This is a genomic window from Klebsiella sp. FDAARGOS_511, from assembly GCF_003812845.1.
Classification (GTDB): Bacteria; Pseudomonadota; Gammaproteobacteria; order Enterobacterales; family Enterobacteriaceae; genus Klebsiella; species Klebsiella grimontii.
Genome location: NZ_CP033824.1, coordinates 4,604,695 through 4,619,836, shown reverse-complemented (window position 1 = coordinate 4,619,836; position 15,142 = coordinate 4,604,695). Strand labels below are relative to the sequence as shown.

The 15,142-nt window shown below is 52.9% G+C and carries 12 protein-coding genes and 6 tRNA genes; 11 read left to right on the top strand and 7 right to left on the bottom strand.

Going from position 1 to position 15,142, the window contains the following annotated elements:
- Positions 1-3 precede the first annotated feature (3 nt).
- Entirely contained in the window at positions 4-747 is a 744-nt protein-coding gene (locus EGY08_RS23365) for a LytR/AlgR family response regulator transcription factor (RefSeq protein WP_123828994.1), read from the top strand.
- Positions 748-793: 46 nt separating this feature from the next.
- On the opposite strand, the gene glk is transcribed toward EGY08_RS23365, so the two are convergent.
- Positions 794-1,759: a glucokinase gene (gene glk / locus EGY08_RS23360; protein ID WP_123828992.1), complete on the bottom strand. Its 966-nt coding sequence runs from the start codon at positions 1,757-1,759 to the stop codon at positions 794-796.
- A gap of 254 nt (positions 1,760-2,013) precedes the next feature.
- Here glk and EGY08_RS23355 point away from each other — a divergent pair, with 254 nt between their 5' ends.
- Positions 2,014-3,249 (top strand): ion channel protein, encoded by a 1,236-nt coding sequence (locus tag EGY08_RS23355; RefSeq protein WP_049114642.1) that lies wholly within the window; start codon positions 2,014-2,016, stop codon positions 3,247-3,249.
- Here EGY08_RS23355 and EGY08_RS23350 read toward each other — a convergent pair.
- Positions 3,246-4,907, bottom strand: coding sequence for an alpha-keto acid decarboxylase family protein (locus tag EGY08_RS23350; RefSeq protein ID WP_087829175.1), 1,662 nt, complete (start codon positions 4,905-4,907; stop codon positions 3,246-3,248). The genes EGY08_RS23355 and EGY08_RS23350 overlap by 4 nt on opposite strands.
- Positions 4,908-5,083: 176 nt before the next feature.
- Here EGY08_RS23350 and mgrA point away from each other — a divergent pair, with 176 nt between their 5' ends.
- Together mgrA and EGY08_RS23340 are read left to right on the top strand one after the other, a co-directional pair.
- Positions 5,084-6,076, top strand: a complete 993-nt coding sequence (mgrA, locus tag EGY08_RS23345) for an L-glyceraldehyde 3-phosphate reductase (RefSeq protein WP_004123308.1) — start codon at positions 5,084-5,086, stop codon at positions 6,074-6,076.
- Between the two features lie 130 nt (positions 6,077-6,206).
- Positions 6,207-6,557, top strand: coding sequence for a DUF2502 domain-containing protein (locus tag EGY08_RS23340; RefSeq protein ID WP_004123311.1), 351 nt, complete (start codon positions 6,207-6,209; stop codon positions 6,555-6,557).
- Positions 6,558-6,605: 48 nt separating this feature from the next.
- Here the strand turns inward: EGY08_RS23340 and EGY08_RS23335 are convergent, their stop codons facing one another.
- Positions 6,606-7,841 (bottom strand): Nramp family divalent metal transporter, encoded by a 1,236-nt coding sequence (locus EGY08_RS23335; protein ID WP_004123315.1) that lies wholly within the window; start codon positions 7,839-7,841, stop codon positions 6,606-6,608.
- Positions 7,842-8,188: 347 nt separating this feature from the next.
- Between EGY08_RS23335 and EGY08_RS23330 the strand changes: the two genes are divergently transcribed.
- Positions 8,189-9,391, top strand: a complete 1,203-nt coding sequence (locus EGY08_RS23330) for a NupC/NupG family nucleoside CNT transporter (RefSeq protein WP_004104312.1) — start codon at positions 8,189-8,191, stop codon at positions 9,389-9,391.
- A gap of 30 nt (positions 9,392-9,421) precedes the next feature.
- On the opposite strand, the gene EGY08_RS23325 is transcribed toward EGY08_RS23330, so the two are convergent.
- The 3 genes from EGY08_RS23325 to EGY08_RS23315 all read right to left on the bottom strand — a co-directional run bounded on the left by EGY08_RS23325 (position 9,422) and on the right by EGY08_RS23315 (position 12,000).
- Positions 9,422-11,602, bottom strand: a complete 2,181-nt coding sequence (locus EGY08_RS23325; RefSeq protein WP_123828990.1) for an EAL domain-containing protein — start codon at positions 11,600-11,602, stop codon at positions 9,422-9,424.
- A gap of 205 nt (positions 11,603-11,807) precedes the next feature.
- Positions 11,808-11,883 (bottom strand) — tRNA-Ala (locus EGY08_RS23320).
- Positions 11,884-11,924: 41 nt separating this feature from the next.
- Positions 11,925-12,000 (bottom strand) — tRNA-Ala (locus tag EGY08_RS23315).
- A 219-nt stretch (positions 12,001-12,219) separates the two neighbouring features.
- Here EGY08_RS23315 and EGY08_RS23310 point away from each other — a divergent pair.
- Complete coding sequence (locus EGY08_RS23310; protein ID WP_004123321.1) at positions 12,220-12,573, top strand: YfeC-like transcriptional regulator; 354 nt, start codon at positions 12,220-12,222, stop codon at positions 12,571-12,573.
- Between the two features lie 4 nt (positions 12,574-12,577).
- Positions 12,578-12,973, top strand: coding sequence for a YfeC-like transcriptional regulator (locus EGY08_RS23305; RefSeq protein ID WP_004123323.1), 396 nt, complete (start codon positions 12,578-12,580; stop codon positions 12,971-12,973).
- 63 nt (positions 12,974-13,036) lie between these two features.
- Here EGY08_RS23305 and gltX read toward each other — a convergent pair whose 3' ends face one another.
- Positions 13,037-14,449 carry a glutamate--tRNA ligase gene (gltX, locus tag EGY08_RS23300; RefSeq protein WP_004123325.1) on the bottom strand — a complete coding sequence of 471 codons (1,413 nt, stop codon included), beginning with the start codon at positions 14,447-14,449 and terminating at the stop codon, positions 13,037-13,039.
- 259 nt (positions 14,450-14,708) lie between these two features.
- Here gltX and EGY08_RS23290 point away from each other — a divergent pair.
- The 4 genes from EGY08_RS23290 (at position 14,709) to EGY08_RS23275 (ending at position 15,106) form a co-directional block, all read left to right on the top strand.
- Positions 14,709-14,784 (top strand) — tRNA-Val (locus EGY08_RS23290).
- Positions 14,785-14,828: 44 nt separating this feature from the next.
- Positions 14,829-14,904, top strand: a tRNA-Val gene (locus EGY08_RS23285).
- Positions 14,905-14,950: 46 nt separating this feature from the next.
- Positions 14,951-15,026 (top strand) — tRNA-Val (locus EGY08_RS23280).
- Between the two features lie 4 nt (positions 15,027-15,030).
- Positions 15,031-15,106: transfer RNA gene (locus EGY08_RS23275), tRNA-Lys, on the top strand.
- The last annotated feature ends 36 nt before the right edge of the window (positions 15,107-15,142 follow it).

Genomic DNA, 15,142 nt, shown 5'->3' with positions numbered 1-15,142 from the left:
AAAATGAAAGTCATCATTGTGGAAGATGAGTTCCTCGCGCAGCAAGAGCTCACCTGGTTGATTAATACCCATAGCGAAATAGAGATTGTCGGTACCTTTGACGACGGACTCGATGTGCTGAAGTTTTTACAGCACAACAAAGTCGACGCTATTTTTCTCGATATCAACATCCCGTCGCTGGATGGCGTACTGCTGGCGCAAAACATCAGCCAGTTCGCGCACAAGCCCTTTATCGTTTTTATTACCGCGTGGAAGGAGCATGCGGTGGAAGCCTTTGAGCTGGAGGCGTTCGATTACATCCTTAAACCCTACCAGGAATCACGCATTATCAACATGCTGCAAAAGCTCAACAGCGCCTGGCTGCAACAGCAGCAGTCTAGCATCGCTACCGGGGCAGCGCCCAATCCAACCCGGGAAAACGACACGATTAATCTGATTAAAGATGAGCGCATTATTGTCACCAGCATCCACGATATTTACTACGCGGAAGCGCATGAAAAGATGACATTTGTTTATACGCGGAAGGAGTCGTTCGTGATGCCAATGAATATCACGGAGTTCTGCAACAAGCTGCCGCCGGCGCACTTTTTCCGCTGCCACCGCTCGTACTGCGTCAACCTGAACAAAATTCGCGAAATCGAACCCTGGTTCAACAACACCTATATTCTGCGGCTTCGCGATCTTGAGTTTCAGGTTCCGGTGAGCCGCAGCAAGGTGAAAGAGTTTCGTCAGCTCATGCATCTGTAGAGGATTTACCCGAATAATGATTTTATTCGGGTAAGAGAGACAGAGCTTACAGAACCTGCCCGAGCGTCTGACGCAGGTGCGCGCCGGAGCCCAGCAGTCCCGGATTGTCGTGAACGATCAGATACACCGGAATATCCTGGACGAAGGCTTTAAACCGGCCTTTATCTTCAAAACCGCCGCGAAAGCCGGAAGCTTTAAAGAATTCGAGGAAGCGCGGAACAATGCCGCCAGCAATATACACGCCGCCAAAGGTGCCGAGCGTTAGCGCCAGGTTACCGCCAAATCGCCCCATAATGACGCAAAACAGCGACAGGGCGCGACGGCAATCGATGCAGGTATAAGCCAACGCGCGTTCGGTGACATCCTTAGGCTGCAGGTTTTCCGGCAGACGCCCATCAGACTTAACGATCGCACGATAAAGATTGACTAACCCAGGTCCAGATAATACGCGTTCGGCAGAGACGTGCCCCAGCTCGGTACGCAGTTCTTCCAGAATAATGCCTTCTTCTTCGCTATTGGGCGCGAAATCCACATGGCCGCCCTCGCCCGGCAGACTCACCCAGCGTTTATCAACGTGTACCAGATGAGCGACGCCCAGCCCGGTACCAGCACCATAAACGGCAATCGGCTTGCCTTCCACCGGCTTCGCGCCACCAAACTGAATCAGATGTTCAGCTTTCAGCATGGGGATTGCCATCGATACCGCAGTAAAATCGTTAATGATTTCCAGATGTGAGAACCCCAGGTTCTTCTTCATCTCAGCGATAGAAAATGCCCAAGTGTGGTTGGTCATCGCCACCCAGTCGCCGGTAATCGGACAGGCGATGGCAATACAGCCATCTTCTACCTTGACGTTATGCTCTTCCAGATAGACCTGAACAACGGCTTCAAGACTGGGATAATCGAGCCCGGAATAGGTCTTGGCTCGGGATATTTCTCCGCTTGCAAGATCGCATAACGCCAGACGGGCATTCGTTCCGCCAACGTCCCCTACTAAAGCAAATTTTGTCATTCCGTTACGGCTCCGCTAAAGTCAAAATGATTCTTTGGCACACTCTAAATTCATGACGACCTAACAACAACGACCAACGTATAAGCGCCCTTTGTTTAGCGACCTACATCACAGTTAGGCTGTAATTTATGAAAATATTGTGCGGCACGATCGCCAGGCTACCTCGTTACTTTATCGTTTCAGCACCATTTGCGCCAACGCCCTAAACGCGTCCGGGCAAAGTAGTGCTTCGAAATTTTCAGAAGGATATTTTCATGCTGCACCCGCGCGCCAGAACGATGCTGTTGTTATCGATACCCGCAATCGTGATCGGTATTGCTGCCAGCCTGGTATTAATTGTGGCGATGAAAACGGCAGCCATGTTGCAGAATATTCTCTGGAGTAGCCTACCCGGAGCCCTGGGCATGAACGCCAGCGGCCCTGTCTGGACGATTGCTATCCTCACCTGCACCGGCATTGCCGTGGGTCTGGTCGTACGTTTTAGCCCTGGGCACGCCGGCCCCGATCCGGCCACCGAGTCGCTTATTGGCGCCCCAGTGAGCCCCAGCGCGCTGCCCGGCCTGCTCGCGGCGCTGATAATCGGCCTGGCAGGCGGCGTTAGCCTGGGGCCGGAACATCCTATTATGGTGATGAATATCGCTCTGACGGTGGCGCTTGGCTCGCGCCTTTTCCCCCGAGTCAGCGCGCTCGACTGGACGATACTCGCCTCTTCCGGCACCATCGGAGCGCTATTCGGTACGCCTGTTGCTGCGGCGCTGATCTTTTCGCAAACGCTGAACAGCAGTAACGATGTCCCGCTTTGGGACCGGCTCTTCGCACCAATGCTTGCCGCGGCAGCGGGCTCTTTGACCACTGGGCTTTTTTTCCACCCCAATTTTTCGCTACCTATCGCGCACTACAATCAGTGGCGGCTTGTCGATATCTTTAGCGGGGCTATCGTTACGCTTATTGCTATTGCGGTCGGCATGGTTGGCGTTTGGTGCCTGCCGCGTTTACACGCGCTGATGCAACGACTGAAAAATCCGATCTTAACCCTCGGTATCGGCGGATTTTTATTGGGGATCCTCGGCGTCATCGGCGGGCATATCACCCTTTTCAAAGGCCTTGAAGAAATGCAGCAATTAGCCTTTAGCCAGACGTTGACCGCCAGCGATTTCATGCTTATTGCTCTGGTGAAGCTGGCGGCGCTGGTGCTGGCCGCCGCCTGCGGTTTTCGCGGCGGGCGGATTTTCCCGGCAGTGTTCGTCGGCGTCGCGCTCGGACTGATGCTTCATGCGCACGTGGATGCCGTCCCGGCAGCGATCACCGTTTCCTGTGCGATCCTCGGACTGACGCTGGTGGTGACGCGCGATGGCTGGTTGAGCCTGTTTATGGCAGCGGTCGTGGTGCCAGATTCCACGTTACTTCCGCTGCTGTGCATCGTTATGCTTCCCGCCTGGCTATTACTTGCCGGGAAACCGCTGATGATCGCCAAACGCCCCAACGATTAAACGCGGCTGTTTCTCTCCTCCAGTGCCTGAGTGACCGTACGCAGAAAATCGGGGATATCCATTTTTGGCAGCATCACCTCCACCAGCGTCAGCCTGTCTGAGGCGACGCTGCTATTCATCGCTTCCTGCAGCTCCTGCGTGCGCGTCACTCGCCAGCAGCGGGAAGGGACGTCGGGAGCGAAAGCGTCAGGCAGACGATTCCAGTCCCAGAGCGCAATATCGTTGTAGCGTTGTTCGGGGCCGTGAATGGCGCGCTCGACCGTATAGCCTTCGTTGTTGAGCAACAAAATCAGCGGACGCTGCTTATCTCTGAGCATCGATCCCAGTTCCTGAATAGTTAACTGCGCTGCACCATCGCCCACAATCAGCACCACCCTTCTCTCCGCTGCCGCGATTTGCGCCCCGTAGGCCGCTGGAAGGGTAAAGCCTATCGATCCCCATAACGGCTGGACGATCAGCGTCGCGTCGACCGGAAGCTTAAGCGCAGCGGCGCCAAAAGCGGCGGTACCTTGATCGGCAAGGATAATGTCTCCAGGGCGAAGCTGTTTCTGCACCGTATTCCAGAAATTTTTCTGCGTCAGGTTCCCCTCTGGCGCGCCGCTCACGCCGGGCGCCTGAAAATTCGGCGAAACCCATTCTGCCGCCAGGCTGGCAGAGAGCTCGATTAAAATGGCGAGCGCCTTTTCCATGGGCACCCGGCTGAACCAGCGATCGCCAACCCGGACGGCAAAGGGCTGTATTTCTATCGTTTTTTCCAGCGGAAGGTGCTGGGTGAAGCCGGCAGTAATGGTGTCGGTAAAACGCGTACCGATGCAGATAATGGTATCCGCGTTTTCGATAGCATCGCGAGTTTCCTCCGCGCTGGCTATCCCGCTGTAAGTCCCGACAAAACCGCTCTGCTGTTCATCAAAAAGGCCTTTGCCCATGAGCATCGTGGCGTAAGCAACGGGGACCCTCGCCACCCACTCTCGAAGCGCGTTTTGTAGCCCATAGCGCTGGGCGAGAAAATCGGCCAGCAACGATACGCGACGGCTGCTTCTTAGCATCCGTTCGGCGTGCTCGCGGAAACCCGCCAGCTGGTTCTCATCGGCGGGCAGCCCCTGAATACGCAAACGATGAGCAGGCGGGGTGGTCTTTGCCTTCGCCACATCGGCCGGCAGCATCAGATAACCGGGGCGATGGTGGGTTAGCATTTCGCTCAGAACCCGGTCTATTTCATGGCAGGCATTTCCCGCCGCCAGCACCGCCTGTGAGCAGGTAATTTGTTCACTCATACGCGAAAAGTGGCTGAAATCGCCATCGCCAAGCGTATGGTGCAGCAGCTCGCCGCGCTGCTGTGCGCCGGTACAGGGAGCGCCAACGATATGCAGGACCGGTACATGTTCGGCGTAGCTCCCGGCGATGCCGTTCAGCGCGCTCAGCTCGCCGACGCCATAAGTAGTCAACAGCGCGCCTGCGCCCTTGATACGCGCATAGCCATCAGCGGCATAAGCCGCATTTAGCTCGTTTGCACAACCTACCCACCCTAGATTCCGATGCGCAATAACGCTGTCGAGGAACTGTAAATTGTAATCACCAGGTACGCCAAACAAGCGGTCTATACCGCAGTCTACGAGACGATCCAGCAGATAATCGCCAATGGTGTAAGTCGGTTGCATATCCCTACTCTCCTCTCATACAGATAAGTTGAGTATTGAATAAGCAGTTGCGCTGTCCACATTGCACCCAACAAATGCGGTGGCAAGTAAAATTTACGCGTTCAGGGAGTATACTCGGTGCCAAACATTCTTTAGTGTAAACGTATACACAACCCTGTTTTATCTGCGGAGGAAGTATGGTTTACCAGGCAAACGCCACGCGATATCAAACGATGGAATACCGCCGCTGCGGTCATAGCGGACTAAAGCTACCGGCAATTTCTCTGGGGCTTTGGCATAATTTTGGCGATGAAACGCGGGTGGAAACCAGCCGTCAGCTTCTGCGTCACGCATTCGATCTCGGCATAACCCATTTCGATTTAGCCAATAACTACGGGCCACCGCCGGGATCGGCGGAGAGCAATTTTGGCCGTATTCTGAAAGAGGATTTTTTGCCCTATCGCGATGAGCTGATCATCTCCAGCAAAGCCGGTTACACCATGTGGGACGGCCCCTATGGCGACTGGGGATCGCGCAAGTACCTGATCGCCAGCCTCGATCAAAGCCTTAAACGTATGGGCCTGGACTATGTCGACATTTTCTACCACCACCGCCCTGACCCCGAAACGCCGCTGCTGGAAACCATGCGCGCGCTGGACCACATCGTCCGCCAGGGCAAGGCGCTGTACGTCGGCTTGTCCAACTATCCGCTCGAACAGGCCCGGCAAGCCGTCAACATCCTTAACGATCTCGGCACGCCGTGCCTGATTCATCAGCCAAAATATTCGATGTTTGAACGCTGGGTCGAAGAGGGATTACTGGATTTCCTGCACACCGCTGGGGTGGGAAGTATAGCGTTTTCACCGCTGGCGGGCGGCCAGTTAACTAACCGTTACCTGCACGGCATACCGACTGACTCCCGCGCCGCCAGCGGCAGCCGGTTCCTGCAACCGGATCAGCTTACTGAAAGCAAACTGGAAAAAGTTCGCCAACTGGACGCGCTGGCCGAATCCCGCGGGCAGAAGCTTTCGCAGATGGCGCTGGCCTGGGTGCTGCGCGATGAGAAAGTCACTTCAGCACTGATTGGCGCCAGTAAAACCTCGCAGCTCGACGATGCAGTTGGCATGCTGGAAAACCGCCATTTCAGCGCCGAAGAGCGGGCAACCATCGACGCGATCCTTGCGGTGTAAATTCATTGTTACTTTAGCAAAAAGTGCTCTCACTGGCGATTTAGGAGTTCCTCCGATACGACGGGGCTTTACTGCCCCGTAATATCAGGTTAACAGGCCGACAACGGCCCCGATCGTGAAGGAGAAGAGTATGTTCAGGTCACTGATTTTGGCTGCAGTGCTTCTGGCTTCAGCGCCATTGGTCGCTAATGCTGGTGAAATCACCCTGTTGCCATCAATAAAATTACAAATTGGCGATCGCGACAATTATGGTAACTACTGGGACGGTGGCGGCTGGCGCGACCGTGATTATTGGCGTCGACACTATGAATGGCGCGATAACCGCTGGCGTCGTCACGATAACGGCTGGCATCGCGGCTGGGATAAACGTAAAGCCTACGAGCGCGGCTATCGTGAAGGCTGGAATGACCGTGATGACCGACGCGGCGGTTGGGGTCGTGGACCAGGCGGCGGTCGCGGACATGGCCACGGCCACCATTAATATTCATCATAAAAGGGAGCCATCCGGCTCCCTTTTTCATTATCGCGCTTAACTGAATATCGTCCCAACAATCAACCAGCCGTTAAGCGCTACAACGACGGCGACAATCGCCCACCCCAGCAGTTTTACCCACCGGGAATTGACCAGATCGCCCATCAAGCGGGAGTCGCTGGTGAATATCAGCAGCGGCACCAGCGCGAGGGCAATACCGAAACTCAGCAATACCTGGCTCATCACCAGAATACGCGTGGGATCCAGCCCCATTAAAATCACGATAAACGACGGCAGCATGGTGATCGCCCGACGAAACCACAGCGGGATATGAAAGCGGATAAAGCCCTGCATCACCACCTGCCCCGCCAGGGTCCCAACAACCGTAGAAGATAAACCCGCCGCAATCAGACTCAGGCCAAAGATGGTGGCTGCCGCGTGGCTCAGCAAGGGTTCAAGCGTCAGATAGGCCTGATCAAGGTCGGCAACGCCGGTGTGACCATTGAAGTGGAAGGCCGCAGCGGCGGTTGCCATCATTGCCAGATTAACAAAGCCCGCGATCGTCATGGCAATCGCCACATCCCAGCGCGTGGCGTTATAGCGCTCTTTCCGCGTGCCACCGTGCAGGTGCTGAGTCAGGGATGAATGTAGATAGATCACATGCGGCATGATGGTCGCCCCCAGCACCCCGGCGGCAAGAAATACCGCCTCGCTAGTCGGCAGAGACGGAACAAGCATCCCTTTCGCCAACGGCGCCAGCGCGGGCTGGGAGAAGATAAGCTCTACGACATACGCCGCGGCGACGAACAGCAGCAGTCCGCCGATCGCTTTTTCCAGCGGCTTTTGACCGCGACGCTGCAGCATCAGAATCAGGAACGTCGCAATCCCCGTCAGCACCGCGCCCTGTAGCAATGACACGCCGAGCACCAGCTTAAATCCGATAGCCGCGCCAATGAATTCGGCAAGGTCGGTCGCCATCGCGATGATTTCGGCCTGCACCCAGTAAAACCAGACTACAGGACGCGGGTAGTGGTCGCGAATTTGTTCTGCCAGATTTTTTCCGGTGGCAATGCCCAGCTTCGCCGACATCACCTGAATCAGCATCGCCATCAGGTTAGCCCATACCACCACCCATAGCAGCTGATAGCCAAAACTGGCGCCGGCCTGGATGTTGGTGGCGAAGTTACCCGGATCGATATAGCCAATGGCAGCAATGAACGCCGGCCCCATCAGGGCGAGCTTAATCTTGCGCGCTGCGCGACCGCTGCTATTCTCAACGCGACTGTTTGTCATTTTCTGCCTCTGGAAATATAGCCTTTGCTATGTTTCATGCTATCAAAATGCGAATGATTATCAAGTTCATTTGAAATGGTGATAATGATTGCTGTGATAGGAGGGAACGATAGCGGGTCGGCAACTGATAAACCGGGGAACTGATAAACGCTTTTAATTAATCACCAGAATAGTACAAGAGAGCAACTTTTAAAACCTTTACGTAACATAACAAAAATGCATGGTTGATCACTATTTTTGCCATTAGTCACATATCCTTGCAATAGTGTGTTCCAGCTCTCGTTTTCTTTGCGCTTGTTACATAGAATGTGCAAAGAAATTTAACCTGCCTCATGTTTGGAGCAAATATGGACCGCGTCCTGCACTTTATTCTCGCGATCGTAGTGGTGGCCATTCTGGCCCTGTTGGTCAGCCACAACCGTAAGCAGATTCGTATTCGTTATGTCATTCAGCTGCTGGTCATTGAAGTGCTGCTGGCCTGGTTCTTCCTGAACTCTGACATTGGTCTGGGTTTTGTGAAGGGCTTCTCCGAGATGTTTGAAAAACTCCTCGGTTTCGCTAATGAAGGGACAAACTTCGTCTTCGGCAACATGAACGACAAAGGTCTGGCGTTCTTCTTCCTGAAAGTTTTGTGCCCGATCGTCTTTATTTCTGCGCTGATCGGTATTTTGCAGCATATTCGCATTCTACCTATCGTCATTCGCGCTATCGGTACCGTACTGTCCAAAATCAACGGCATGGGCAAGCTGGAATCCTTTAACGCTGTCAGCTCCCTGATTCTGGGCCAGTCTGAAAACTTCATCGCTTATAAAGATATTCTTGGCAAGATGTCCCGCAACCGCATGTACACCATGGCGGCGACCGCGATGTCTACCGTCTCCATGTCTATCGTGGGCGCGTACATGACCATGCTGCAGCCAAAATATGTGGTCGCGGCGCTGGTACTGAACATGTTCAGCACCTTTATCGTTCTGTCGCTGATTAACCCGTACCGCGTCGACGAAAGCGAAGAAAATCTGCAGATGTCCAACCTGCATGAAGGCCAAAGTTTCTTCGAGATGCTGGGTGAATACATTCTGGCGGGCTTTAAAGTGGCGATTATCGTTGCCGCCATGCTGATTGGCTTCATCGCGCTGATTTCCGCGTTGAACGCCCTGTTCGCCACCGTCACCGGCTGGTTCGGCTATAGTATCTCCTTCCAGGGGATCCTCGGCTATATCTTCTATCCGGTAGCGTGGGTAATGGGCGTACCGGCGGGTGAAGCGCTGCAGGTAGGGAGTATTATGGCCACCAAACTGGTTTCTAATGAATTCGTCGCCATGATGGATCTGCAGAAAGTTGCCGCCACGCTCTCTCCGCGTGCGGAAGGTATCATCTCTATCTTCCTGGTCTCCTTCGCTAACTTCTCCTCTATCGGTATTATCGCCGGGGCAATTAAAGGATTGAATGAAGAGCAAGGTAACGTAGTTTCCCGCTTTGGCCTGAAGCTGGTGTACGGTTCTACGCTGGTGAGCGTGCTCTCTGCATCCATCGCCGCGCTGGTTCTGTAATTAGCGAAAGCCGGGCAAGTCCCGGCTTTTTCATGCCTGCAGTTCGCTCAACGGCAGCGGCTTACCGATCAGATACCCCTGTAGATAATCAACACCTAACTCAAGAAGCTTTTCCCGCTGCTCAGGCGTTTCAACGTATTCCGCCACCACCTTCATTTTCTTAACCTTAGCCATTTCAATAATGGATTTGACCATAATGGCATCCAGCGGATCGGTCTCGATATCACGCACGAAGCAGCCGTCAATTTTCAGGATATCGGCCTGCAGGCTTTTCAGGCGCTCGTAGTTAGCGTAGCCGGTACCAAAGTCATCAATCGCGATGCCACAGCCGAAATCTCGCAGCAGCTGGATGTTATGCATGCTGGTCTCAACATCGGAAAACACCTGCTCCTCGGTAACTTCAATCGTTATCGCCTCTGCCGACAGGTTATAGCGTTTAAACAGAGCGATGATTTGCGCCGCGCTATCCTTTTGCATCAGCGTATAGGGCAGCAGGTTAACGGAGAAATGCCGACCGTGGTGGTGTTTGAGCGAACTAAACAGCGTTTCCAGTACCTGCATATCAAAACGCTGGCTCAGGTTAAATTGCGCAATCAGTGGAATAAACCTATCGGGTGTAATGACGGTATTACCGCAGCGCATACGACTAAGTATCTCATAGTACCCTTCTCCGCAGGCATTGCGGATCGGCTGAGCGTATAACACTACTCCGCGCTCACTAAGCGCCTGTTTAATTTTCGCCAGCAGCCGTACCTGTTCGCTCGTTTGATCGGATATCTGCTCCTGCGCCGCGTCCAGCGCTAATACGCGCCGCCCTGCCCCGGCCTGCTCCGATAACCAGCTAAGCTGACCAAGCATCGGGTGAAGCTCAGATTCTATGCCGCTGTAGCCGCCCCATGATGCGCCAAATTCCAGATCCAACGCCTGGTTGTTCCAGCTAAACTTTTTATGGTTAAGCGTGGAAACAATATGATTTAAACGCGCCTCTGGCTCCGGGCCATTGAGTACCAGCAACAGCTCGCTGCCGGGGAGCTGATATATGCGTTCTCCCTGAGCCAATAGCGGCTGTAGTTTGCGGGCAATCTGCCTTTTGCTCTCCACTCTCATCATCATGCCGTAATGGCGGCTCAGAAAATCCAGATTCTGAATACGTAGGCTGCTGATGGCAACAGCAGGGTTTTGCCGTAGGTGACTCTCCAGCGCGCGTAGATTCGGTAAACCGGTTAGCGGATCTTCCTCCGCCTGATCCCGCCATCTGAACTTCATTCTTTCACTGCGTGCATAGATATCCGCCATATAAAACAAGCAGATAGTGAAACAAATTAATACTGAAAGAACAAACGATAGTGAATATTCAGTTTGTACCCCATGTAAAAAATTCTCGTTATACGCTACGAGTAAAAAGGCGGAAATGGACCATGAAATGCGAATCAGCGCATGTCCCAGGCGGCTAATACCAATAAAGTATAAAATGAAAATAAGCGGGACTAAATAACCGGCAATAAAAACAGAGTCATAAGGCGTACACAGTACCAGTAATATTGCCGTCAGGGCCACAAACCAATACAACGTAAATACCCGCTGCTCGCGCTTCCGCCACGCGTGACAAAGATTGCGGTAGAATGCTCGCGCATAACGCGGACTGATAATCATCCGCAACGGATAATAAAAGAATGTCGTAAAAATTAATGCGGCGCTAATCAGGCTTTGTATATCGATAATGGTGTAAATAACTGACATATTGCCGAAATAGCTTGAGATCGCCAGCGGAAACGAAAAAAAGCGCCCCGCCAGATACATCGTGACCTTCAACAGGAGTGGGGCGAAAAAGCCTCCCCAAAAAATCCTCGCGCCCATATGTTTTGCCGTCAGCCCGGCGCGCCAGCGCCTTCCAAGCTGAAAGCGGATAATAGCGCAGGAGACAAAAACCGAGAAGAGCTGGCAGAATAGCAGGATCAGCGCCTGGGCTAGCGTCAAATCGATTATCCAGGCATTGGTGATCGCAAACGCGATAATCAATGGTGCAACAGCGTAGCGACCAAAAATAAAAAGCACGGAATACATTAAGCTCAGCGGTAACCATGCCAGATAAATTTGATTTCCGTCAATAATGGTTTGTGGGGAAATAAATCGGGACAGCGGAATTGCGATAAGGCAGACCAGAAGTGCCAGCAGAGTTTTTTTGATCTTAATGTTAAGATGATCAATCATTATTGTTAATTAAAACTCCAGCTGCAATAAATATATTTAGGCAACAGATATTATGTTGCTTAATAAAGGCAGGCAAGATTTTAAATAGTGAAAAAATCTGAAATTACTTAACGCAGAGGTTTGCTGACTTATTCAAAGAATGCTTTACATTTCCTCGGTCCGTCAGACAAACAAAAAACCCCCGCCGTAGCGAGGGTTCCGAATTTGGTGGAGCTAAGCGGGATCGAACCGCTGACCTCTTGCATGCCATGCAAGCGCTCTCCCAGCTGAGCTATAGCCCCACAGGACCTCTTTACGAACCAAACCTGATGGGTGCAGGTTTTGGTGGAGCTAAGCGGGATCGAACCGCTGACCTCTTGCATGCCATGCAAGCGCTCTCCCAGCTGAGCTATAGCCCCGTAACGTAAAGCGTGTCGTGTTGACGGGCGGCATAATATGAATTCCTTCGCCAGGTGTCAACGGCAAAATCAATCCCAGCTATTTGATCGCTGAAAAAGCAGGCAAACGGCTGACATTGCGAGCCTTATCGCAGCCAGAAGCTAAACATGTCACGCTTTCCTTTAAAAGGATGCTATAACATGTGCAACTAATTCCCACATATTTACTCAGGAAATAGTATGCTCAAGGAACGAATGACACCTGAAGAAATAGCGCATCTGACTGGCTTCAGCCGGCAAACGATTAACAAATGGGTACGCAAAGAGGGGTGGCAAACTTCCCCGCGTCCCGGCGTGCAGGGCGGTAAAGCGCGCCTCGTACATGTTAATGAGCAGGTTCGCGAGTTTATCCGCAGCGCACAGCGCGTAGCCGAAAACCCCGTTCCCTATTCCGCAACCGATAACGATCTGGAATCTTTGCTGCTTACGCTATGTAAAGAGATGACGCCGGGAGAGCAAAAGCTGTTTATGTCGCTGCTGCTGCGTGAAGGGATCACCGGGCTACTCAACCGACTGGGTATCCGCGATCGGTGAAAGCATGATGAAACTTAAAGATAAAATGACCCCAGCGGAGCTCGCCGAGTGCCTTAACCTCGCCCGGCAAACCATTAACCGTTGGGCCAGAGAGCAAAATTGGCGGACGGAAGCCATACCCGGAGTGAAAGGCGGGCGCGCTCGCCTGATTGTCATCGACAAAGCAGTAATCGATTTCCTGGCAAATATCCCGGCGCTGCGGCATTTGACCATTGATAACCAGCTGGCGGAACCAGTCGTCAAATACTTTGTGAATGATGCTGATACGATCTGGCGCCAGATTGTCGAGACCATGCGCCTGATGACCCCCGCAGAGCAGTTGCACCTGCGCGATCTTCTTGCCCGCGAAGGGATTAGCGGTTTTCTATCCCGGCTAGGGATTGCTGATGCTAAAAAATAGGCAAAAAAAACGGCGGGGTTAGCTTGCCCCACCGTTTTAAAACTCCCGATATTACTATCAGGATTATTGACTTTCCCGTTCAGCAATAAAAGCCAGCGCTTTATTGATTCGTTCTACGCTACGTGACTTACCAATTGCATGCACGGTTACATCAAGCGCCGGAGACTGGCCTGCGCCGGTCACCGCGACGCGCAGCGGCATCCCCACTTTTCCCATCCCCACTTCCAGCTCATCGGCCGTTGCCTGAATAGCATGATGGACATTTTCCGCCGTCCAGTCACTAATGGCGGCTAATTTGTCGCGCACCACTTCCAGCGGCTGACGGGCAACAGGACGCAGATGTTTTTTCGCCGCATCGGCATCAAACTCAGCAAAATCTTCATAGAAATAGCGGCAGCTCGCCGCCATCTCTTTAAGCGTTTTGCAGCGCTCACCCAGCAGTTTCACCAGCTCAGCCAGTTGAGGCCCGTTACGGGTGTCGATATTTTCCTGCTCAATGTGCCACTGTAAATGCGTTGCCACATATTCCGGGGCCAGTGAATTGATATAGTGGTGATTCAACCACTGCAGCTTTTCCGTGTTGAACGCGCTGGCAGACTTGCTCACCGCGCCCAGACTGAACAGTTTAATCATCTCTTCGCGAGAGAAAATCTCCTGATCGCCGCTGGACCATCCCAGACGCACCAGATAGTTCAGCAGCGCTTCTGGCAGGTAGCCGTCGTCGCGATACTGCATAACGCTGACCGCTCCGTGACGCTTGGAGAGTTTTTTACCATCATCGCCATTAATCATCGAAACGTGGGCGTAAACCGGCACCGGCGCATTCAGCGCTTTCAGGATGTTAATCTGCCGCGGGGTGTTGTTAATATGGTCTTCGCCACGGATAACGTGGGTGATCTCCATATCCCAGTCGTCAACAACTACGCAGAAGTTGTAGGTCGGGGAACCGTCGGTACGACGGATGATCAGATCGTCCAGCTCCTGGTTGCTGAATTCGATCGGACCGCGGATCTGATCGTCAAAAACAACAGAACCCTCTTCCGGGTTGGCAAAACGGACCACGCAAGGTTCGTCGTCAGTATGATGTTCGTGGCCATGACGGCAGCGGCCGTCATAGCGCGGCTTTTCACCTTTCGCCATCTGTTCTTCACGAAGCGCTTCCAGACGCTCTTTGGAGCAGTAGCATTTATAGGCCGTGCCCGCCTGCAGCATTTCATCAATGACGGCGTTATAGCGATCAAAACGCTTGGTCTGGAAGTACGGACCCTCATCCCATTCCAGGCTCAGCCAGTTCATACCATCCATGATGGCTTCAATGGCCTCCGGCGTGGAGCGCTCAAGATCGGTATCTTCAATACGCAGCACAAACTCACCGCCGTGGTTACGTGCAAAAAGCCAGGAATAGAGAGCAGTACGCGCGCCGCCAACGTGCAGATAGCCTGTCGGGCTGGGCGCGAAGCGAGTTTTGATTTTCATGAAGTGGCCTTACGTTTGATAAAGGTGCCGACATGCGGCAGTGTACGTTGGATTTTATGGGGGAATATTCTAACACCGTGGGCTGATTCCTCAATGTTGTTACCGTTTCAACGTCACGCTTTACCCTTTTTGTTTATAAATCATGCGCCACAGATGACATTGCGATCGTTTTGTTTAATTTTACGACGAACAAACAAATTATTTAGAAAAGGCGTTGACTCATTTTCAACTCTCCCTATAATGCGACTCCACACAGCGGGGGTGATTAGCTCAGCTGGGAGAGCACCTCCCTTACAAGGAGGGGGTCGGCGGTTCGAACCCGTCATCACCCACCAACTACTTTACGTAGTCTCCGCCGTGTAGCAAGAAATTGAGAAGTGGGTGATTAGCTCAGCTGGGAGAGCACCTCCCTTACAAGGAGGGGGTCGGCGGTTCGATCCCGTCATCACCCACCACTTTCTCGCCAGCTGGATTTCTTGTCGTAAAATGAAGTACCGAAGTGGGTGATTAGCTCAGCTGGGAGAGCACCTCCCTTACAAGGAGGGGGTCGGCGGTTCGATCCCGTCATCACCCACCACTTCGGGTCGTTAGCTCAGTTGGTAGAGCAGTTGACTTTTAATCAATTGGTCGCAGGTTCGAATCCTGCACGACCCACCAATGTAAAAAAGCGCCCTAAAGGCGCTTTTTTGCTAT

Coding starts and splice junctions, on each gene's coding strand:
- gltX (WP_004123325.1), bottom strand. CDS start 14,449: ATGAAAATCAAAACTCGCTTCGCGCCCAGCCCGACAGGCTATCTGCAC.
- glk (WP_123828992.1), bottom strand. CDS start 1,759: ATGACAAAATTTGCTTTAGTAGGGGACGTTGGCGGAACGAATGCCCGT.
- mgrA (WP_004123308.1), top strand. CDS start 5,084: ATGGTTTACCAGGCAAACGCCACGCGATATCAAACGATGGAATACCGC.
- EGY08_RS23365 (WP_123828994.1), top strand. CDS start 4: ATGAAAGTCATCATTGTGGAAGATGAGTTCCTCGCGCAGCAAGAGCTC.
- EGY08_RS23335 (WP_004123315.1), bottom strand. CDS start 7,841: ATGACAAACAGTCGCGTTGAGAATAGCAGCGGTCGCGCAGCGCGCAAG.
- EGY08_RS23355 (WP_049114642.1), top strand. CDS start 2,014: ATGCTGCACCCGCGCGCCAGAACGATGCTGTTGTTATCGATACCCGCA.
- EGY08_RS23350 (WP_087829175.1), bottom strand. CDS start 4,907: ATGCAACCGACTTACACCATTGGCGATTATCTGCTGGATCGTCTCGTA.
- EGY08_RS23325 (WP_123828990.1), bottom strand. CDS start 11,602: ATGATTGATCATCTTAACATTAAGATCAAAAAAACTCTGCTGGCACTT.
- EGY08_RS23340 (WP_004123311.1), top strand. CDS start 6,207: ATGTTCAGGTCACTGATTTTGGCTGCAGTGCTTCTGGCTTCAGCGCCA.
- EGY08_RS23330 (WP_004104312.1), top strand. CDS start 8,189: ATGGACCGCGTCCTGCACTTTATTCTCGCGATCGTAGTGGTGGCCATT.
- EGY08_RS23305 (WP_004123323.1), top strand. CDS start 12,578: ATGATGAAACTTAAAGATAAAATGACCCCAGCGGAGCTCGCCGAGTGC.
- EGY08_RS23310 (WP_004123321.1), top strand. CDS start 12,220: ATGCTCAAGGAACGAATGACACCTGAAGAAATAGCGCATCTGACTGGC.